Source organism: Rhizobium sp. 01L419, from assembly GCF_056400025.1.
Window position 1 is genome coordinate 223,319 of sequence record NZ_JBFTSM010000001.1, and the last position, 21,345, is coordinate 244,663.

General features: G+C 59.5%; 17 protein-coding genes. 7 read left to right on the forward strand and 10 right to left on the reverse strand.

Going from position 1 to position 21,345, the window contains the following annotated elements; genetic code table 11:
- Positions 1–105: 105 nt before the first annotated feature.
- Positions 106–1,098 carry an inositol 2-dehydrogenase gene (iolG, locus tag AC1DUP_RS01120; RefSeq protein ID WP_477831868.1) on the reverse strand — a complete coding sequence of 331 codons (993 nt, stop codon included), beginning with the start codon at positions 1,096–1,098 and terminating at the stop codon, positions 106–108.
- A 218-nt stretch (positions 1,099–1,316) separates the two neighbouring features.
- Between iolG and AC1DUP_RS01125 the strand changes: the two genes are divergently transcribed.
- Complete coding sequence (locus AC1DUP_RS01125) at positions 1,317–1,583, forward strand: hypothetical protein (protein ID WP_477831869.1); 267 nt, start codon at positions 1,317–1,319, stop codon at positions 1,581–1,583.
- Here the strand turns inward: AC1DUP_RS01125 and AC1DUP_RS01130 are convergent, their stop codons facing one another.
- Both AC1DUP_RS01130 and AC1DUP_RS01135 read right to left on the reverse strand, forming a co-directional pair.
- A complete protein-coding gene (locus tag AC1DUP_RS01130; protein ID WP_477831870.1) occupies positions 1,584–2,048 on the reverse strand; it encodes a hypothetical protein in 465 nt (154 codons plus the stop codon).
- Between the two features lie 71 nt (positions 2,049–2,119).
- Complete coding sequence (locus AC1DUP_RS01135; RefSeq protein ID WP_113297442.1) at positions 2,120–3,133, reverse strand: LysR family transcriptional regulator; 1,014 nt, start codon at positions 3,131–3,133, stop codon at positions 2,120–2,122.
- Positions 3,134–3,403: 270 nt separating this feature from the next.
- Here AC1DUP_RS01135 and chvE point away from each other — a divergent pair, with 270 nt between their 5' ends.
- The 6 genes from chvE to araD all read left to right on the forward strand — a co-directional run bounded on the left by chvE (position 3,404) and on the right by araD (position 11,705).
- Positions 3,404–4,468: a multiple monosaccharide ABC transporter substrate-binding protein gene (gene chvE / locus AC1DUP_RS01140; RefSeq protein WP_113297443.1), complete on the forward strand. Its 1,065-nt coding sequence runs from the start codon at positions 3,404–3,406 to the stop codon at positions 4,466–4,468.
- 92 nt (positions 4,469–4,560) lie between these two features.
- Positions 4,561–6,099, forward strand: coding sequence for a multiple monosaccharide ABC transporter ATP-binding protein (mmsA, locus tag AC1DUP_RS01145; protein WP_113297637.1), 1,539 nt, complete (start codon positions 4,561–4,563; stop codon positions 6,097–6,099).
- Entirely contained in the window at positions 6,096–7,307 is a 1,212-nt protein-coding gene (mmsB, locus tag AC1DUP_RS01150; RefSeq protein ID WP_113297444.1) for a multiple monosaccharide ABC transporter permease, read from the forward strand. The genes mmsA and mmsB overlap by 4 nt, the downstream gene beginning before the upstream one ends.
- Positions 7,308–7,414: 107 nt before the next feature.
- Positions 7,415–8,410, forward strand: coding sequence for an AraD1 family protein (gene araD1, locus AC1DUP_RS01155; RefSeq protein ID WP_477831871.1), 996 nt, complete (start codon positions 7,415–7,417; stop codon positions 8,408–8,410).
- A 59-nt stretch (positions 8,411–8,469) separates the two neighbouring features.
- On the forward strand, positions 8,470–9,903 hold the full coding sequence (locus AC1DUP_RS01160; protein WP_113297446.1) for an aldehyde dehydrogenase family protein: 1,434 nt from the start codon (positions 8,470–8,472) through the stop codon (positions 9,901–9,903).
- A 62-nt stretch (positions 9,904–9,965) separates the two neighbouring features.
- The gene (gene araD, locus AC1DUP_RS01165) at positions 9,966–11,705 is read left to right on the forward strand and encodes an L-arabinonate dehydratase (RefSeq protein WP_113297447.1); all 1,740 of its coding nucleotides are present in this window, start codon (positions 9,966–9,968) and stop codon (positions 11,703–11,705) included.
- 204 nt (positions 11,706–11,909) lie between these two features.
- Here araD and AC1DUP_RS01170 read toward each other — a convergent pair whose 3' ends face one another.
- From AC1DUP_RS01170 to AC1DUP_RS01200, 7 genes are all read right to left on the reverse strand, one after another.
- Entirely contained in the window at positions 11,910–12,500 is a 591-nt protein-coding gene (locus AC1DUP_RS01170) for a nucleotidyltransferase family protein (protein WP_477831872.1), read from the reverse strand.
- A gap of 95 nt (positions 12,501–12,595) precedes the next feature.
- On the reverse strand, positions 12,596–13,402 hold the full coding sequence (locus AC1DUP_RS01175; RefSeq protein WP_477831873.1) for an alpha/beta hydrolase family protein: 807 nt from the start codon (positions 13,400–13,402) through the stop codon (positions 12,596–12,598).
- A gap of 435 nt (positions 13,403–13,837) precedes the next feature.
- Positions 13,838–15,595 carry a peptidoglycan D,D-transpeptidase FtsI family protein gene (locus tag AC1DUP_RS01180; protein WP_477831874.1) on the reverse strand — a complete coding sequence of 586 codons (1,758 nt, stop codon included), beginning with the start codon at positions 15,593–15,595 and terminating at the stop codon, positions 13,838–13,840.
- A 362-nt stretch (positions 15,596–15,957) separates the two neighbouring features.
- Entirely contained in the window at positions 15,958–16,782 is an 825-nt protein-coding gene (locus tag AC1DUP_RS01185) for a transglutaminase family protein (RefSeq protein ID WP_477831875.1), read from the reverse strand.
- 12 nt (positions 16,783–16,794) lie between these two features.
- Entirely contained in the window at positions 16,795–17,736 is a 942-nt protein-coding gene (locus AC1DUP_RS01190; protein WP_113297452.1) for an alpha-E domain-containing protein, read from the reverse strand.
- A complete protein-coding gene (locus AC1DUP_RS01195) occupies positions 17,736–19,145 on the reverse strand; it encodes a circularly permuted type 2 ATP-grasp protein (RefSeq protein ID WP_113297453.1) in 1,410 nt (469 codons plus the stop codon). The genes AC1DUP_RS01190 and AC1DUP_RS01195 overlap by 1 nt, the downstream gene beginning before the upstream one ends.
- A 287-nt stretch (positions 19,146–19,432) precedes the next feature.
- Complete coding sequence (locus AC1DUP_RS01200; protein WP_477832130.1) at positions 19,433–21,163, reverse strand: DEAD/DEAH box helicase; 1,731 nt, start codon at positions 21,161–21,163, stop codon at positions 19,433–19,435.
- Between the last annotated feature and the right edge of the window lie 182 nt (positions 21,164–21,345).

The window sequence follows — 21,345 nt, forward strand, 5'->3', positions numbered from 1 at the left end:
GGGGTTGGGGAGGGGCCTTTTCAGGTCCGCCCGCGCGTCATCAAACGAGAAATGGCCGGGCGAGAGCCCGGCCATCTCATAATGGCGACCGTCGGGAGAGGGCGGTCAGCCGATCCTGATGAGCTTGCCTTCCTTGACGGACTGGACGGCCGCGTCTGCAAGCGCCAGCGCTGCCAGGCCATCGGCGCCTGACGGCGTGATCTTCGAACCCTTTTCGATCGCCGAGATGAAGCTGGCGATCTCGTTGGCATAGGCTTCCGTGTAGCGGGTCATGAAGAAATCGTGCAGCGGCGGGCGGGTATAACCGTCGCCGTTGGCGATTTCGATCGAGACCGGGCGCTGGTTTTCGGCCGAGACGACGCCCTTGGAACCGTGCGCTTCGATGCGCTGGTCGTAGCCATAGGTGGCACGGCGGGAATTGGAGATGACGGCCTGCTTGCCGGAAGCGGTCTGCAGGATGACCGAGACGCTGTCGTAATCGCCGGCTTCGCCGATCGCCTTGTCGACGAGGACGGCTGCGGTCGCGACGACCGAGACCGGCTCTTCGCCGAGCAGGAAGCGGGCCATGTCGAAATCGTGGATCGTCATGTCGCGGAAGATGCCGCCGGAACGCTTGATGTAATCGACCGGCGGGGCGCCGGGATCGCGCGAGGTGATCGTCACCATCTCGACATCGCCGATCTTGCCGTCGTCGATGGCCTTGCGGACCGCCATGAAATGCGGGTCGAAGCGGCGATTGAAGCCGACCATCAGCTTGGCGCCGGTTTCTTCCACGACCTTGATGCAGGCTTTTACGCGCGCAACATTCAAGTCAACAGGCTTTTCGCAGAAGATCGCCTTGCCGGCACGGGCGAAACGCTCGATCAGGTCGGCATGCGTATCGGTCGGCGTGCAGATGACGACGGCGTCGATATCCTTGGCGGCCTCGATCGCTTCGATGCTGCGCACTTCACAGCCATAGGCGGACGCGATCGCTTCGGCAGCCTGCGGGAAGGCGTCGGCGACGGCCACGAGCTTTGCATTGGCATCGCCGCTGACCGCTTTCGCATGGACCTTGCCGATGCGGCCGGCGCCGAGAAGACCAAATCTCACTGTCATTACTGCCTCCCTGGATTCGGAACAAATAAACCGAATTGATATAAGTTTAGAATTTTCATTCCATTTTCCTGTCGCCACGTCAAGCCCGCGGCCCTTTCACATTTGTGAAATCCATCCTAAAGACAAGTGTGGTCATCACAAGAGTGAGACGGCGTCATCACCAGAGTGAGACGGGTCATCACAAGAGTGAGACGGGTCAATGCGACAATGAGACAGAGATGCAGCTTATCGATCCCAATCATTCGGCCTATCGGCACCTCTGGGTCCGTATCCTTATTGTCGTTGTATGCCTTGGCTGGGCGGTCGTCGAATTCACGACAGGCGATCCCTTCTGGGGCATGCTTGCGGGCGGCGCCGGCGTCTATTCCTTCTATATGCTGATCTGGGCCTTCAACCCGAAGCCTCCGGAAGCACCGGCGCCTGCCGCATCCGAGGACGAGGGTGAGGAAAAGCCTGCAACCGACGAAGAGAAAAAGGCGGAATAGTCAGCGCGCCAGCCGGCGCAGCGCCTCGTCGATCAGCAGATTGGCGATCATCATACGCCTGTTTGCATTGGCGCGGAACGGCTGGGCGACGCCGTCAGGATGATTGGTCTTGGCGAAGGCGCGCCGCTTCTCGTTCAGCGTCTGCAGCGTATCGTGGGCCGCAATCGACAATTCTGCGGCAATCTCTTCCGGTGCAATGCGGGCGAGATGATCCGGCATGACCGGTTCCGGCTCAGGCGCCGGTGGGGGAGGCTCCTCGAGTGCAGGATCGGGGCCGAGATTGTCGAAATAGGCTTGGCCGACCCGCTGCGAAGAGGCCGATACACCTTCCATCACATCGAAAGCGAGACCGGTGCTGAAGCCGGAAACGCGATGGCTGACCGGCTCTTCCATTTCGCCGGCCGCGTCTTCTTCCTCTTTCAGCCGTTCGAGAACGGATTGGAATATGGATTGTCCGAACAGCATGCGCCTTCCTTTTTACGCGGGCGCATTAGACGGCGGCAAGTTGGCGCCGGGCTGGATTTCGGCGCGGGATCCTACCTTTCGGCCTGCCGGATGCTTTCTTCCAGGACGAGGTCGTAGAGCAGCCGGGCGCTTGGGGGCAGGGCGCGCTCGCGCACGGTGATCAGGCTGTAGGGCTTGACGTTGATCTCGAAATCGATCGGCAGGATGCGCACATCGGATGCTTTCGAACTCTGCGAGGCGAGAAACTGGGCGACATCGACGGCAACAGGGGCGATCGCATCCGTCTCGCAGATGATCGCGCAGGTCAGCAGCAGCGAAGAGGTGTTGACGATATTTTCCGGAAGCTGGACGGCGCGCGACAGGAAGATATCCTCGATCGTGCGGCGCAGCAGCGTGCCGGGCGGCTGGAATACCCAGTCGTAATCCTTGATCTCCGAGAGGCTGCTCGGCCTGTTTCTCTTCTTTAACAGGGGATGGCCGCTGCGCACGATCAGGCAGGCCTTCTCTGTGCCGATCTCGCGGACCTCGAAAAGGCGCGGGTTCAGGTCATCGGGGATGCGGCTGATAATGAAGTCGTGGCGGGCGGCGAGAAGCTCGCGCGCCAGCACGTTGCTGGTCTCGACCTGGATGTTGACCTCGATGCCCGGAAAGGTCTTGCGCACCGTATTGATGGCGGGAACGACGAGGCTCATGGCGGGTGCGGTGACGGCGCCGATAAAGACCGAGCCGCCCTTGCCGCTCTTCAATTCGCCGATCTCGCGGCTCGCTTCCCTGAGCTCCAGAAGGATCTTTCGCGCACGCCTGGCGAGAGCTTCGCCGAAGGTGGTGAGCACCACGCCGCGGGCGACACGCTCATAGAGCGGAGTCTTCACGATCGACTCCATATCGGACAGCATTCGCGACGCTGCCGGCTGCGATATGTTCAGCACTTCGGCGGCGGCGGAAATCTGCCCGCTATCTTCGATTGCGACAATCATTCGCAGGTGATTCAGCTTAAGTCCCGCGCGCAAAAGGCTGTCATCGCCAAAATTGTCGCTGTTGATGTCGACATGTTCCAACGAAAACGGCCCGGAGATGATCGTCATGGTTGCAGCCTCCCCACTGTGTTCCATTAAAAGTAATACTTTTTAACGATATACCAAATTTGTTATGCACATTGCCAGTTATTCTATTTGACAGTTATAGGAATCCATACCAGTTTGCCGCCGTGTGCTGGTTGGCACTCAACACGTGTGAGATCGTGGAGGAGACCTACTTCGTTTCTCACCATCTGAAGTAACTATCCAATACGGAACCTGCCACAGTTTCGGGGCGGGCGATTTTTCGTCCGTAAATCTTTAACAAGGGAGAGAGAAATGAAATCCATTATCTCATTGATGGCTGCGGCCGCCTTCGGCGTCGCATCGTTCGTTATGCCGGCAATGGCACAGGACAAGGGTCTGGTTGGCATCGCAATGCCGACGAAGGCTTCGGCTCGCTGGATCGACGACGGCAACAACATCGTCAAGCAGCTCCAGACTGCCGGCTACCAGACCGACCTGCAGTATGCTGACGACGATATTCCGAACCAGCTTTCGCAGATCGAAAACATGGTCACGAAGGGCGCCAAGGTTCTCGTCGTCGCTTCGATCGACGGCACGACCCTGTCGGACGTTCTCCAGAAGGCTCATGACGCCGGCATCAAGGTCATCGCTTATGACCGTCTGATCCGCGACTCGGCCAATGTCGACTACTATGCCACGTTCGACAACTTCCAGGTTGGCGTTCTCCAGGCTGGCACGATCGTCGACAAGCTCGGCCTCAAGGACGGCAAGGGCCCGTTCAACATCGAACTCTTCGGCGGTTCGCCTGACGACAACAACGCCTTCTTCTTCTACGATGGCGCAATGTCCGTCCTGCAGCCCTACATCGACTCCGGCAAGCTCGTCGTGAAGTCCGGCCAGACCGGCATGGACAAGGTCGGCACGCTGCGTTGGGATCCGGCAACGGCCCAGGCCCGCATGGACAACCTGCTCTCGGCTAACTACACCGACGCCAAGGTTGACGCTGTCCTGTCTCCTTACGACGGTCTGTCGATCGGTATCCTCTCGTCGCTGAAGGGCGTCGGCTACGGTTCGGCTGGGCAGCCGCTGCCTGTCGTTACCGGCCAGGACTCGGAAATCCCGTCGATCAAGTCGATCATCGCTGGCGAGCAGTATTCCTCGATCTTCAAGGATACCCGCGATCTGGCGAAGGTTACCGTTCAGATGGTAGATGCCGTCATGTCCGGCAAGGAGCCTGAAGTCAACGACACGAAGACCTACGACAACGGTGTCAAGGTTGTTCCGTCCTACCTGCTGAAGCCGGTCGCCGTGACCAAGGAGAACTACAAGACGGTTCTCGTTGACGGCGGTTACTACAAAGAAGACCAGCTGAAGTAATATGAATGGCCGGAACCCGCGCGATTGCGGGTTCCGGTCTTCGATTCTATGATCGCCGGGTCATTTCTGATCGCGGCGTTGGGTTTTTAGTCATGGAAAATACAATCCTCGAAATGCGGAACATCACCAAGACGTTCCCGGGCGTCAAGGCGCTCGAGAATGTGAACCTCAGGGTTCGCCAGGGTGAGATCCACGCATTGGTGGGCGAAAACGGGGCCGGCAAGTCGACCCTGATGAAGGTACTCTCCGGCGTCTATCCGGCAGGAAGCTATGATGGCGACATCGTCTATGAAGGCGATGTGCGCAACTTCAAGGTTCTGAAGGATTCCGAAGAAATCGGTATCGTCATCATCCACCAGGAGCTGGCGCTGGTGCCCCAGCTTTCAATCGGCGAAAACATCTTCCTCGGTAATGAAAACGCCACGAACGGCGTCATCAGTTGGGGCGAGACGTTCAATCGCACGAAGCAATTGCTCGCCAAGGTGGGCCTGGCGGAATCTCCGAACACGCTTGTCACCGACATCGGCGTCGGCAAACAGCAGCTGGTCGAGATTGCCAAGGCACTGTCGAAGAGCGTCAAGCTGCTCATTCTCGACGAGCCTACCGCATCGCTGAACGAAAGCGATTCCGATGCGCTGCTCACCCTGCTGATGGAATTCCGCAAGCAGGGCATCACCTCGATCATCATTTCCCACAAGCTGAACGAGATCCGCAAGGTCGCCGACCAGATCACGGTCCTGCGCGACGGCATGACCGTCAAGACGCTCGACTGTCACAAGGACGAGATCAGCGAAGACATCATCATCAAGAACATGGTGGGCCGTGACCTCGCCGACCGTTATCCGCCGCGCTCCGTGCCGATCGGCGAGACGATCTTCGAAGTCAAGAACTGGAACGCCTTCCACCAGCAGCATCGCGACCGCCAGGTCCTGCACGACATCAACGTCCATGTCCGCAAGGGCGAGGTCGTCGGCATCGCCGGACTGATGGGCGCCGGCCGCACCGAATTCGCCATGAGCGTCTTCGGCAAGTCCTACGGCCACAAGATCACCGGCGACGTCTTCGTCGACGGCAAGAAGGTCGACACGACGACGGTGCGCAAGGCAATCGACGCCGGTCTCGCCTACGTGACCGAGGACCGCAAGCATCTCGGCCTCGTGCTGGGCGAGACGATCGTTCACAACACGACGCTTGCCAATCTGGAAGCGGTGTCGAAAGCCACCGTCATCGACAGTGTCAGGGAATCGCGGGTCGCCTCCGACTATCGGTCGAAGCTGCGCATCCGTTCCTCCAGCATCTTCCAGGAAGCGGTCAACCTGTCGGGCGGCAACCAGCAGAAGGTCGTTCTGTCGAAATGGTTGTTCTCGGATCCCGAAGTGTTGATCCTGGACGAACCGACGCGCGGCATTGATGTTGGCGCCAAATATGAAATTTATACTATCATCAACCAGCTCGCGGCTGACGGTAAAGGCGTTCTGATGATTTCGTCGGAAATGCCTGAGCTTCTTGGTACGTGCGACCGCATCTACGTCATGAATGAAGGACGGATCGTTGCGGAACTGCCGAAGGGAGAAGCGAGCCAGGAAACCATCATGCGCGCCATCATGCGCTCAGGAGAGAAGAAACAATGACCCCGATCAATCAACCCATCACCGAGCAGGGGCGCGTCGTCTCCATCGGCGAATTTGTTCGCGGTAACATCCGTGAATACGGCATGTTCATCGCGCTCATCGCGATCATGGTGTTCTTCCAGATCTCGACCGGCGGCGTTCTCTTCAGGCCGCTCAACCTGACGAACATCATCCTGCAGAACTCGTTCATCGTCGTCATGGCGCTGGGCATGCTGCTGGTGATCGTTGCCGGCCATATCGATCTCTCGGTCGGCTCCGTCGTCGGTTTCATCGGCGCCATCGCCGCCGTCATGACGGTGCAGTGGCATATGAACTATGTGCTCGCGACCGTTATTTGTCTGGCCGTGGGTGCGCTGGTCGGCGGCCTCCAGGGTTATTTCGTCGCCTATCACAAGATACCGTCCTTCATCGTCACGCTCGCCGGCATGCTGGTCTTCCGCGGCCTGACGCTGACCGTGATGACGGGAGCCGGAACGGGCACCAGCATCGGTCCGTTCCCACCGGCTTTCCAGCTGATCAGCATCGGCTTCCTGCCCAACCTTTTCGATATGGGCGGCATCAACTCGACCTCGCTCATCCTGACCGTCATCGGCGCCGTGACCCTCGTCTATCTGGCGTGGCGCGCGCGCAAGTCGAACGAAAAGCATGGCAATGACGTCGAGCCTCTGGGCTTCTTCATCGCACAGAACGGCATCGTCGCTCTCGCCATCCTGGCGCTCGGCTATCAGCTGTCGATCTACAAGGGCTTCCCGAACGTGCTCGTCATCATGCTGGTGCTGATCACGGCTTACGCTTTCATCACCCGTCGCACGACGATCGGCCGCCGTATCTACGCGATGGGCGGTAACGAGAAGGCAACGAAGCTCTCCGGCATCAACACCGAGCGCCTGACCTTCCTCACCTTCGCAAATATGGGTCTGCTTGCCGGTCTGGCTGGTCTGATCGTTGCGCTGCGCCTCAACTCGGCAACGGCCAAGGGCGGCTTCGGTCTCGAGCTCGACGTGATCGCGGCCTGCTTCATCGGCGGCGCATCGGCACAGGGCGGCGTTGGCAAGGTCACGGGCGCTGTCATCGGCGCTCTGATCATGGGTATCATGAACAACGGCATGTCGATCCACGGGCTCGGCACCGACTCCCAGCAGATGGTCAAGGGTGCGGTGCTTCTCGCTGCCGTCTTCTTCGACGTCTACAACAAGAACAAGGGCTGAGGCCTAACTCAGCCCGAGCATTCGAAGTCATATGAAAATTGAATTCCGGCTCCGGATGGAGCCGGAGCGGCGGAGCTTTGTCATCGCCAAACGAAAGGATCAGGAACGTGCTTATTTCGCAGATCAAGGGCGCAAGCGGAGAGATCATCGTCGCCGTGCGTGAACCGGGTGCCGTCGCCAAGACCGTCAAGGGTGCAACGAGCGTCTACGCTCTGGCGCTGGAAGCCGCAGACAGCGGCAAGTCGCTCGTCTCCGTCATCGAGGCTCACGGATACGGCGATGCCGTCGATCTTGAAAAGGCCTATGCGGAGGGACGCTTCCTGCCGCCGATCACCCATCCCGATGCCGCGCACCTGCATCTGACCGGCACGGGCCTGACCCACCTTGGCTCCGCGGCAACGCGCGATTCCATGCACAAGAAGACGTCCGAGGCGGCAGAGGAAACGCTGACCGACTCCATGAAGATGTTCAGGATGGGTCTTGAAGGCGGCAAGCCGGCTGCCGGCCAGAAGGGCGTGCAGCCCGAGTGGTTCTACAAGGGTAATGGCTATGGCGCTGCTGCTCCGGGCGCGCCGCTCGTTTCTCCGTCCTTCGCGCTCGATGGCGGCGAAGAGCCTGAGATGGCCGGCATCTACGTCATTGCCAAGGACGGCACGCCGTTCCGCATCGGCTTTGCGCTGTCGAACGAGTTTTCCGATCACGTCACCGAGCGGATCAACTATCTCTTCCTCGCCCATTCCAAGCTGCGTCCGGCAAGCTTCGGTCCGGAAATCCGGATCGGTGTTGCGCCTGAGGATATCCGCGGCACGTCGCGCATCAAGCGCGGAAACCATGTGATCTTCGAAAAGCCGTTTCTCTCCGGCGAAGCGAACATGTCTCACACTTTCGCCAACCTCGAATACCACCATTTCAAGTATGGCCTCTTCCGCGTGCCGGGCGACATCCACGTCCATATGTTCGGTACGGCGACGCTTTCCTTTGCCGATGGCATCAAGGCGGAAGAGGGCGATGTCTTCGAAATCGAGGTGGCCGAGTTCGGCCTGCCGCTGCGCAATCCGCTGAAGGTTGCTGCCGAGGAAGAAATCGCCGTCAAGCAGCTCTGATTTCCAAGGCCGGCCGCCATGAAGTGGCCGGTCACTTGTCCAAAGGAGGCTCCAAGGCCATGACCGTCCATCAGAATCTCATTGCCGGCGAATGGACCGGCGCAAATGGCGTCGAGAACATCAACCCGTCCGATACGAACGAGGTTGTCGGCCTCTACGCTCAGGCGAGTGCCGACGATACCAAGGCGGCGATCGCGGCCGCCAAGGCTGCCTTTCCGGCCTGGTCGCGTTCCGGCATCTGGGAACGTCATGTCATCCTGAAGAAGGCCGGCGACGAGATCATGGCGCGCAAGGACGAGCTCGGCGCTCTGCTGGCACGCGAAGAAGGCAAGACACTGCCGGAAGCCATCGGTGAAACGATCCGTGCATCGCAGATCTTCGAATTCTTCGCCGGCGAAGCGCTGCGTCTTGCCGGCGAAGTCATTCCCTCGGTGCGTCCGAACATCGGCGTCGAGATCACCCGCGAGCCGCTCGGCGTCGTCGGCATCATCACGCCCTGGAATTTCCCGATCGCCATTCCGGCCTGGAAGATCGCGCCGGCGCTCTGCTACGGCAACACCATCGTCTTCAAGCCGGCCGATCTGGTGCCTGGCTGTGGCTGGGCGATCGTCGATATTCTGCACAGGGCAGGGCTGCCGAAGGGTGTCTTGAACCTCGTCATGGGCAAGGGCTCCGTGGTCGGCCAGACGATGCTCGACAGTCCCGATATTTCCGGCATCACCTTCACCGGTTCGGTCGGCACCGGCAAGCGCGTCGCTACCGCTTCGCTCGAACATAACCGCAAGTTCCAGCTTGAAATGGGCGGCAAGAACCCGATGGTCGTGCTCGACGATGCCGACCTGAGCGTCGCCGTCGAAGCAGCCGCCAATTCCGGCTTCTTCTCCACCGGCCAGCGCTGCACGGCCTCGTCGCGGCTGATCGTCACCGAGGGCATCCACGACAAGTTCGTTGCTGCGCTCACCGAAAAGCTGAAGACCATCGTCGTCGATCACGCCATGAAGCCGGGCACCCATATCGGCCCCGTCGTCGATGACCGGCAGCTGAAGACCGATACCGACTATATCGAGATCGGCAAAAAGGAAGGCGCCAGGCTCGCCTTCGGCGGCGAACTCGTTTCGCGCGAAACGCCGGGCTTTTATCTGCAGCCGACGCTGTTTACCGAAGCGACCAACCAGATGCGCATCTCGCGCGAAGAGATTTTTGGACCTGTCGTCTCGCTGATCCGGGTGAAGGACTACGAGGAGGCGCTGGCAACCGCCAACGACACCCCGTTCGGCCTGTCATCAGGCATTGCCACGACCAGCCTGAAGCATGCGACGCATTTCAAGCGCAATGCCGAGGCCGGCATGGTGATGGTCAACCTGCCGACCGCCGGCGTCGATTTCCACGTTCCTTTCGGCGGCCGCAAGGGCTCGTCCTACGGCCCGCGCGAGCAGGGCAAGTACGCCGCCGAATTCTATACAACCGTCAAGACGGCCTACACACTGGCTTGAGACGAAGCGCGATAACCCTGATCGTACGAGGCGATCAGGGGGTATCCTGAAGGACGGAGACTATGAAGAAGAAAGCAGAATGGCCGCGCAGGCTGAGGTCGCAGGAATGGTACGGCGGCACGAGCCGCGACGTGATCTACCACCGCGGCTGGCTTAAGAACCAGGGATATCCGCACGACCTGTTCGACGGCCGCCCTGTCATCGGCATCCTGAACACCTGGTCGGACATGACGCCGTGCAACGGTCACCTGCGCGAGCTCGCCGAAAAGGTGAAGGCGGGTGTCTGGGAAGCCGGCGGTTTCCCGCTCGAAGTGCCTGTTTTCTCGGCCTCCGAAAATACCTTCCGCCCGACCGCGATGATGTACCGCAACCTTGCCGCTCTCGCAGTCGAAGAAGCGATCCGCGGCCAGCCGATGGACGGTTGCGTGCTTCTCGTCGGCTGCGACAAGACCACGCCGTCGCTGATCATGGGCGCAGCCTCCGTCGACCTTCCGTCGATCGTCGTCACCGGCGGCCCGATGCTGAACGGTTACTTCCGCGGTGAGCGCGTCGGCTCCGGCACGCATCTGTGGAAGTTCTCCGAAATGGTGAAGGCCGGCGAGATGACGCAGGCCGAATTCCTGGAAGCCGAAGCTTCGATGAGCCGTTCTTCGGGCACCTGCAACACGATGGGCACGGCTTCCACCATGGCATCCATGGCTGAAGCGCTCGGCATGGCACTTTCCGGCAACGCTGCGATCCCGGGCGTCGATTCCCGCCGCAAGGTCATGGCGCAGCTCACCGGCCGCCGTATCGTGCAGATGGTCAAGGACGACCTGAAGCCTTCCGAAATCATGACGAAGCAGGCCTTCGAAAACGCCATCCGCACCAATGCGGCGATTGGCGGTTCGACCAATGCCGTCATCCATCTGCTCGCCATGGCCGGCCGCGTCGGCGTCGATCTGACGCTCGACGACTGGGATCGTTGCGGCCGCGACGTGCCGACCATCGTCAACCTGATGCCGTCGGGCAAGTACCTGATGGAAGAGTTCTTCTATGCCGGCGGCCTGCCGGTCGTGCTGAAGCGCCTCGGCGAAGCCGGCCTGCTGCACAAGGATGCGCTGACGGTATCGGGCGACACCGTCTGGGACGAAGTAAAGGATGTCGTCAACTGGAACGAGGACGTCATCCTTCCGGCTGACAAGGCGCTGACGCAATCGGGCGGCATCGTCGTCCTGCGCGGCAATCTCGCGCCGAAGGGTGCGGTCCTGAAGCCGTCTGCCGCCTCGCCGCACCTGATGGTGCACAAGGGCCGGGCGGTCGTGTTCGAGGACATCGACGATTACAAGGCCAAGATCAACGACGACAATCTCGATATCGACGAGAACTGCGTCATGGTCATGAAGAACTGTGGTCCGAAGGGCTATCCGGGCATGGCCGAAGTCGGCAACATGGGCCTGCCGCCGAAGGTGCTCAAGAAGGGCATCACCGACATGGTGCGTATTTCCGACGCCCGCATGTCCGGCACGGCTTACGGCACCGTGGTGCTGCACACCTCGCCGGAAGCCGCTGTCGGTGGCCCGCTCGCGGTTGTCAAGAACGGCGACATGATCGAGCTTGACGTGCCGAACCGCCGTCTGCATCTCGACATTTCCGAAGAGGAACTGGCGCGTCGTCTCGCCGAATGGCAGCCGAACCACGATCTGCCGACGTCGGGCTATGCGTTCCTGCACCAGCAGCATGTCGAAGGAGCCGATACCGGCGCCGACCTCGACTTCCTCAAGGGATGTCGCGGGAGTGCAGTCGGCAAGGACAGCCACTAACAGGGCGTATCCGACCGCAAATCGACGGGAAAGCGGGGGGAGCCCCCCGCCTGCAGCTGAAATGTGGAATACTTTCTGTCGCGAAACGCCGACTTCTACGGGTGGCTTTTGCGACAGAAATTTACGGAAAGTCCAGTGCTGGCGGGTTTATCCTGAAGGCTGGAATTCCGTGAAAAGGTCGGAATGGCGCAATGCGGACGGTCATTACGGCAGCACATGGCTATCTCCGATTTGATCATCGATAGTCGTTAGCCAGGGCCATCGCTGCAAATACTGGGTGCATTTATCCAGAAATAGGCCACGCTGAGGATTGAGAGGGTTCAGGCGCAGGATGCCATTCCACATGTCCTCCAAGCCGTCAGGCGCATAAAGGCTGCCGTCGTAAAGGCGAATACCGACCCTTGTGCAAAGCGTGAGGTAGCGGTCGATGCCATCCTCGGCCTTTTGCAACGTTGGATATTCCGCTCCGAACTTGTTCTTGTACCAGAGATGGACCCGAGCCTGGTTCTTGATCTCCACCGTTACGGGCAGATCGGCGACCGCCTGCTGCACCCGGCGAATGACGACGTCTTCGGCGTCCCAGGATAGGTCGGAGTCATCAAAGTAGAAGACGTCGTAATCCTTTATCCCGTACCGAGGGTCATAGCCGGACTTCAGATTCCAAATTGTCTGCACGAGGCAGCCAGCGGTCAGAATACCTTGAGGAATCTGGAGGGGCCCCAACCGGGTTAGCAATTCGGCATTTATCGGGTTACGGCGGACAGACCAGATGAATTGCTGCTCGCTAAACGACATAGCCTCTCCTTTGTCCGATAGCTTCGGCAAATCGGTTACCCCGAAATCCCCATTGTTCGAAACTCGAACAGACCATCCGAAAACCCGCGCGCAGCCTAACCTTCGGATCCCCCGCTCGGGTTTTCTGACGGTCTGTCGGGATTACGCGACAGGACAAGGCCGTCCATGTAGTGATCGAGATGGCTCTTCCACAACGCCGGCTTAAACAGCAACGCATGGCCTGCAGGAGCAGCAATGAATTTTCCTTCTCCGCCCGCCAGGAGGAATCGTTCGAAATTTCCTCTGCAGTGCCCTATTCGATAATATTGGTCATGACTTCCGTGCAACCAAAGCGTTGAAATTCCCGCTGATGCTCCACGTTCAAAAATAGCCGGATTTACAATTTCATGAGTGGCGCATCCTCTCCCGAGCCAACCACCGTTGAAATTGATGGCAGCCTGGAACGTGGCCGGGCGCATACCCGCATAGGCTACGGACAAGATGCCGCCGCGTGAAACTCCCCCGATGGCAAGCCGGCTCTGATCCACATCGGAGCGACCGCGAAGATGGCGCACGACAGCATCCACATCCGCGACGGCCCGCTCGAAACCCGCAATCGTAATTTCGACATTGCAGGAATAGCCGGAGCCGTCCGGAGCAAGTCCCTCTCCATAGTTTCCACCTGATTTTCCTCTGCCCCGGCGTTGCGGAAAGAGAACCATCCAGCCTCGTTCGACGAAGTAGTTTCCAACAACAGGCGGACACATGGTCCTTGTGTACAGGGATTGATTATGCCCCCGTCCGGTAGAGCCATGATTGAAAATAATTGTCGGATATGGCCCTTCGCGTTGAGGCTTGGCTGCGACGATTTCCAATCGTGCATCTGTCTCGTCGGAGGGTATGAAGAACTTTTCCAACTTCATGAGGCTGCAATATCCATACGTGTGCCACCTGAGCGGATCCGCGGCTTGTCGGGTCCCATGCATTCGTCAACCGCTTCCGGCAGAAGCGGCGGGCGCGCACGGTCTGTTCCAGAAAGACGTGCCATGATGCATTGTAGGGGCGAACGTTCATTTCTGGAATCCCAAGTGTTCGATTTACCAATGCAGAGTTGAATAAAATGATCGATCGCCACGGCACGGGCATAGTGCGCACTATGTGGAAAATGACCGCATGCGGCCCGGCCACGAGACGGCGGGCGATCGTTTCATCGGTGTAGTCGTCGGGTAGATCGGGATAGGCCTCGTCGCGCAGGTATATCTGGAAATAATCGGCCAAGAGATTGCCCTGATACAGAGCTCTCAACGTAGCTGCCCCGCACTAACAGGACCTGTCATTCCAAGTGCCCGATTGCCCTATTAGTAGTTGACAAGGAATTGCGGATTCCCTTCAGCGCCAAATCGTGGCTTGACGTCAAGCAGGGCGGCTGTTCGAGCAATGATTTCCTTCGCCATCGGGGCTGCGGTGGAAGCCGCTGTTCGTCCGCCATGGATACCGGTTTTGGGAGCATCGATTATCGTCAGGACGATGTATTTCGGCTTGTCCATCGGGAAGCCCGCCACGAAAGCGTTGAAGTTGATGTCACTGGCATATCGGCCATTAATCACCTTATCGGCCGTCCCGGTTTTTCCGCCGACGTTGAAGCCCTCTACCTGTGCGGCGCGGCCGGAGCCTTTCAGCCCGTTCCAAGTGTAGAGAAATCGCATATCGGCGCTCGTTTTTTCCTTGATGACGGTGCGTGAAATGCTCGCTGCCTCGTCTTTGGAGCGCGGAAGAAAGGTTGGGTTGGTCAGGTTTCCACCATTGATGAGGGCTGCGGCCGCGACAGCGGTTTGCAGCGGGGTAGTGGCGACCCCATGTCCGAACGAGATAGTGACGGAATTGATCTTCTTCCATGTCCGGGGTTGTGTGGGCGCGGCGACCCCCGGCATTTCCGTTTCCATCTTCGAAAGAAGTCCAAGCCTTGTCAGGAATTCCCGGTGACCTTCGATCCCGACCCTGTCGGCAACTGCCGCGGTGCCGATATTCGACGAATACTGGAATACTTCAGGGATGGAGAGAGGCCGGTTCTTGCCTTTGAAATCCTTGATCGTAAAACCGCCCATTCGGATGGGGCGGGAAGCATCGACAACCGAGTTCAAAGTAATCTTTTCGGCATCCAGACCCATCGCAAGTGTGAAGCTCTTGAAGGTGGAGCCCATTTCAAAGGTCGCATTGCTGATCCGGTTGAACCAGCCCTTTTCATATTCCTTGTCCACAGTGCCGTCGGGAAGCGTGCGGGAAGGCTGGTTCGGATCATAGTCGGGGACCGACGCCATGGCGATAACCTCGCCGGTCTCAACATCGAGGATCACGGCACCGGCCGCCTCGGCTTGATAGTCTTTCATTGCGCGTGCGGCGACTTCACGAGCGATATGCTGAACACGAACGTCAACCGACAAACGGACCGGTTCAAGCCGGGTGCCATTCGTCAATCCCGCAGCTCGCAGATCGGCGTATCCTTGCTGATCGATATACCGTTCCATGCCGGCCAGGCCGAGATTGTCAATGTTTACATGACCGACAATATGGGAAGCGGTGACGCCGCCTGGATAGAAGCGGCGCTTCTCTAAACGAAACCCTATGCCGGGTATACCGAGGGCAAGAATATCAGACTGCTGTCGAGGCGTGAGTTGGCGCCGTAACCACTGGAATCCAGAGCCTGACCGGAGCTTTTTATGAGTGTCACTCCAATCGAGATTGGGAAGGACCGTGGCCAGCTTTTCCACGACCTCATCGGCATCGACGATACGCCGGGGCTCAGCATACAGCGACACGGTGTTGATATCTGTCGCCAGCAGTTCGCCATTCCGGTCCAGGACATCCGGGCGGGAGGCCACGGCGTTCGCATTGAAATCGATCGAGCCTGTCACGACAGGTTCTGCGATGCCGTATTGGACGAGGCGCGTGCCGACAGTCAGGTACATCACTGCAAACCCGGCGATCAGGATGGTCAGCCTCTGCCTTGTACGATTGCGACGATCGGCAGCACCAGCGAAGGCTCCGGTGCTCGGGCCGGTTTTGCCCTGTAGGATGAAATGTGCGCGGCTTTTAAGCCGGACCACAAAAGCGATCATTCCGATTAAAACCCATGCATGCCAACGAATTGGAACTTCAACGGTCCTGCAAACCGCCGAATTGAAACCTGCACTTGAATGATCCAGGAACCAAGGGGAGCGCTGGCGGAGTACCCAATGTGATTGAATCTGTATTAATATATATTTAAAATTGCATACGGGTATTTAGCGTTTCGTTAACCGTGGTATCGACGACGCAAGAAACTCCGTGCTCTCGGCGGCGCCAAGGGAAGCGCTTATCAGCCTACAGCATCCGCCCACCGTTTTAACATCAGGCTCGCTCGAAGCAGGGAACTGGTTGCGACGGCAATTATTGCCTATTTCAACTCTCAAAGAGGCCGCAGCAAACCGGCCTGTTTTTGTCAGCTCTGGTTTTGGCTCTGCATCTGGCCGTTGTCCTCGACCTTTACGGTGACCGACAGTTTTTCACCTGGTGTACCGATACGCATACCCGAAACGGGAGCCGCATCGCGGTAGCAGAGGCCGGAGGCCATGCGGACGTAACGGTCATCCGGGCAGATCTTGTTGGCAGGGTCGAAGCCGACCCAGCCGAGGCCTGGAATATGGGCTTCGCCCCAGGCATGGGTGGCGGCCTGATCGACCTTTTCTTCCATCATCAGATAACCGGAGACGTAGCGCGCCGGAACATCCAGTGCACGCGCCGCAGCAATGAAGATATGGGCGTGGTCCTGGCAGACGCCGGTCTTCTTTTCCAGCGCCTGTTCGGCAGTGGTTTCGGTGCTGCTGGTGCCGGGCTTGTATTCGACGCTCTCGTGGATTGCCGCCATCAGCGCATGCATGCGCGCGAGCTCGTTCTCACCGGTTACGCCCTTGATCAGTTCCTTTACCAGCTTGCCGCTTTTTGTCAGCGGCGTATCGCGCAGGAAGAGCCAGAGCGGGCAGAAGCCGGTATGAGCACCGCTCATGCCGTTGCGGTCTTCGGTCTCGATCTCGCCTTCGGCGACAATGCGCGTCACCTGCTGTTCGCCTTCCAGCGACACGAGGTTCACATGATTGCCGAACTGGTCGTCATATTCGACTTCCGGCTTGGCGCCTTCGACATGCAGCGACCAGTTGAGCACGGTCTGGCCGCCCGTGGTCGGCGGCGTCAGGCGCAGCCGCTGCAGGGAAAACTGTGCCGGTTCGTCGTAGCGGTATTCGGTGAGGTGGCTGATCTTCAGTTTCATGATCTGACCCGCTTAAGCATAGAACCGGTAGCCATCGGAGATTTCGTTGCCGAGCTTGTTGTTTTGCGCGACGAAATCCTCGAGAAACTCATGCAGACCCTGATCCATGACATCCTTTATCTTCAATGTCTGCAGCGTGGTGCGAATGGCATCCGCCGTATCATGCGCGGCCAGCCGCTCGCCGTAATCCTTGGCGATGTAACCGAGGTTGCTGACGATCTTCTCGTAGCTATAGGCGAGCGAGCGTGGCATCTGACCGTTCAGGATCAGGAAATCGGCGATATTGGCGGCGCGGTATTCGCCGTCATAGGCCCAGCTGTAGGAGCGATGGGCGGAGACCGAACGCAGGATCGACTCCCACTGAACGTTGTCGACCGAAGACCCGACCTGTGAGATCGAGGGCAGCAGCACGTAATATTTCACGTCGAGGATGCGGCTCGTATTGTCGGCCCGCTCGATGAAGGTGCCGATGCGCGCGAAATTATAGAGCTCGTTGCGCAGCATCGAACCATGGAAGGCGCCGCGGATCTGGCCGGCGCGATGCTTGATGGCATCGATGACCTCGGGCAGCTCTGCCGCCTTCAGCTTCTTCGACAGCAGTTCCTTGAGATCGATCCAGCATTCATTGGTCGCTTCCCAGGTCTCGCGTGTCAGTGCGGTGCGCACCATGCGGGCATTGTTGCGGCCGAAATCGATGCAGGACATGACGCTCGACGTGTTCTGGCGGTCGCGCAGCATATAATCGATCGCATCGGGACCGGTCAGCTTCGAATGGGTCTCGTCATAGAGTTCGCGGACACCAGCACTTTGCAGCACGCCGTCCCAATTGTCGTCGCCAGCGTCGCTGCGCGTCAGCGACATGCGCAGGCCGGCATCGACAAGACGTGCGATATTCTCGGCGCGCTCGATATACCGGAACATCCAGTAGAGCCCGTTTGCAGTTCTTCCGAGCATCAGTCCTCCAATACCCAGGTGTCTTTGGTGCCGCCGCCCTGGCTGGAATTGACCACCAGCGAGCCCTGCTTCAGCGCCACGCGGGTGAGCCCGCCCGGAATGATCTGCACCTTGTCGGAGACCAGCACGTAAGGGCGCAGGTCGACATGGCGGGGTGCGATACCCTTGTTGACGAGGATCGGAACGGTGGACAGCGAAAGCGTCGGCTGAGCGATGTAGTTACTCGGCTTGGCCTTCAGCTTCTCGGCGAAATCGGCGCGCTCCTTCTTGGACGCGGTCGGGCCGACGAGCATGCCGTAACCGCCCGAGCCGTGTACTTCCTTGACGACGAGTTCTTCCAGGTGCTCCAGCACATATTTCAGGCTGCCGGCTTCCGAACAGCGCCAGGTCGGCACATTCTCGAGGATCGGCTTGCGGCCGGTATAGAATTCGACGATCTCGGGCATGTAGGAATAGATCGCCTTGTCGTCGGAAATACCGGTGCCGGGCGCATTGGCGATGGTGATGTTGCCGGAGCGGTAGACATCCATGATGCCGGGAATGCCGAGGGCTGAATCCGGGCGGAAGGTGAGGGGATCGAGGAAGTCGTCATCGACGCGGCGATAGAGCACGTCGATCGCCTCGTAACCGCGCGTCGTGCGCATCTTCACCTTGCCGTCGATGACACGCAGATCCGAACCTTCGACGAGCTCCACGCCCATCGTGTCGGCGAGGAACGAGTGCTCGTAGTAGGCGGAATTATAGATGCCAGGCGTCAGGACGGCGACACGCGGCTTGCCCTTGCAGCCGGGAGGTGCGAGCGAAGCGAGGCTCTGGCGCAGGAGATAGGGATAGTCCTCGACGCGCTGCACCTTGTTTTCGTGGAAGAGCTCGGGGAACATCTGCATCATGGTTTCCCGGTTTTCCAGCATGTAGCTGACGCCTGACGGCGTGCGGGCATTGTCCTCCAGCACATAGAACTCATCCTCGCCAGTGCGCACGATGTCAGTGCCGACAATGTGCGTGTAGACGCCGCCGGGCGGCCGGAAGCCGATCATCTCGGGCAGGAAGGTAACGTTCTTCTCGATCAGTTCGCGCGGGATGCGGCCGGCGCGGATGATTTCCTGCTTGTGATAGATGTCGTCGAGGAAGGCGTTGAGCGCGATCACCCGCTGCTCGATGCCTTGCGCGAGCTTGCGCCATTCTCGGCCGGAAATGATGCGGGGGATGATGTCGAAGGGAATGAGCTTTTCGGCACTGTCGGCGTGGCCGTAAACCGCGAAGGTGATGCCGGTTTTCCGGAAGATGTTTTCCGCATCGCGGGACTTGGCAATCAGGTGCGTCCGGTCTTGGCTATTGTACCACTCGAAATATTTCTCATATGGCGCTCGGGGACTTTCGTCTCCGGTGATCATTTCATCAAATGCCAAAGGTGTGGCTCCCCTTTTTTGTTCATTTGAATACAACGCAAAAGGCAATGCAAGAACCATGCGCAGTTCGCATGGAAGATTCATAAAATCTTCTGCAGTGCGAAAAGTGGGTGAAAAACTGGGCATTTACCGAGAAGTGGCGCCGCGCGGATCCGGATCAATTGTATGACGGCGCACAAAAGATGAGCAGGTGATTATTTACTGCTCCGGCGGCGGATCAAACTCTGTCCGCGGCTGACGGCAAAAAGAATGGGCCGGATCGCTCCGGCCCTGCCTGTCGTTAAAACTTATGCCCGTTCGCGGCGCTGGCCGCCGCCATTGCGGTTCTTGGTGCGGCGCATGCCGCCATTGCCGTCGCCACGCTGTTCGCCCTGGGGCTGCTGGTCGCCGTGATTGCGCGGCGGGCGGCCGTGGACATGCTGCTTGTTGCCGCGGTGATGGCCGTTAGCGTCGGCCGTCTGGGCCGGGCGCTGCTGCTGCGGCTTGCGAGCCGGGCGGAAATCCGAGGTCGAGACCAGATCATTGTCCGGGCCGTGATCCGGAGCCTGTTCGTTGCGGCGCTGGCCACGGAAATCCTGGTTGCGGCGATCGTGCTGCGGGCCGCCGCGACGGTCCTCACCGGCGCGGACTTCAGTGGCATCGCCCCCGTTACGCGGGCGGCGATCGCCATGGCCGGCGGGACGACCGCTGCCATTGCGGGTTTCGCTGCGCCGGGCTTCGCCGTCACCGCGTCCGCGTCCACCTTCACGCTGGCCACCTTCGCGCTGACCACCCTGGCCGCGCTGCTGGTTCTGGCCGCGGCCACGATTGGCGGCGCGGGGAGCGGCACGCATATCGGCAGGCGCTTCGCCGCTTGCAACCTTGATATCGATGCCCATCAGCTTTTCGATATCGCGCAACAGGCGGGCTTCGTCGGGTGCACAGAAGGCAATGGCAATGCCATCGCGCCCGGCGCGCGCCGTGCGGCCGATGCGGTGGACATAGGCTTCCGCCACTTCCGGCAGGTCGTAGTTGAAGACGTGGCTGACGGCCGGGATATCGATGCCGCGAGCGGCGACGTCGGTGGCGATCAGCGTCTGGATGGAGCCTTCACGGAAACCCTTCAGGGCGCGTTCGCGCTGGCCCTGGCTCTTGTTGCCATGGATGGAGGCGACGGAATAGCCGACCTGTTCCAGATGCTTCGCGAGCTTTTCGGCGCCATGCTTGGTACGCAGGAAGACGATGGAGCGGCCATCGGGGTTCTCGGTCAGCGTCTTCTTCAAGAGAACCGTCTTGTCGTTCTTGCCGGGAACGAAATGCACATACTGCTCGACCTTGTCGGCAGCCTTGCCCGGAGGTGTCACCTGGACCGTGACCGGATCGGTCAGGTAATCGCTGGCGAGATCGGCAATCGCCTTCGGCATGGTTGCCGAGAAGAGCATGGTCTGGCGGCGCTTCGGCACCATCTTGGCGATCTTGCGCAGGTCGTGCACGAAACCGAGATCCAGCATCTGGTCGGCTTCATCGAGTACGAGATATCGCACGGCTGTCAGCGTGATGGCGTTGCGGTTGCAGAGGTCGAGCAGGCGGCCGGGCGTGGCGACGAGGATGTCGGTGCCTTTTTCGAGCTGCAGCTGCTGCTTGTTGATGGAGACGCCGCCGACGACGAGATTGATGCGAAGCGGCGATTTGCGGACGAACTTCCTGAGATTGTCGGCGATCTGGTTTACCAGTTCACGCGTCGGGGCCAGGATCAGCGTGCGGACGGTGCGGTTGTCCGGGCGCTTTTCCTCGGTGAGCAGGCGCTCGATCAGCGGCAGGCCGAAGGCCGCGGTCTTGCCGGTGCCGGTCTGGGCGAGGCCGATGAGATCACGGCCCTGCATGAGAAGGGGGATTGCCTGTGCCTGAATGGGCGTCGGCGTTTCGATGCCGAGCTGGAACAGGGTGGCGACGATCGGCTTGGATACGCCAAGCGATTCAAAATTGGTCAAGTCATAACCTTTTAGGGCGCGCCAAACGAAAACGCCGGATCGCCGAATGCGGTCCGGTGTCAATCTGGCGTCAAGAACCCCGCGTGAAATGGGAACTTGTAAGTTGGAAAAACTTTCCAGCGCGTCTTGCCGCACTTGGGTCGCGGCATTATCAGAATGCGCTCTATCCTTCTTCAGCGTCTATCGCAGTGGCACGCTCACGCGGCGGCCGGAAGGTGAAAGCTGAGCCG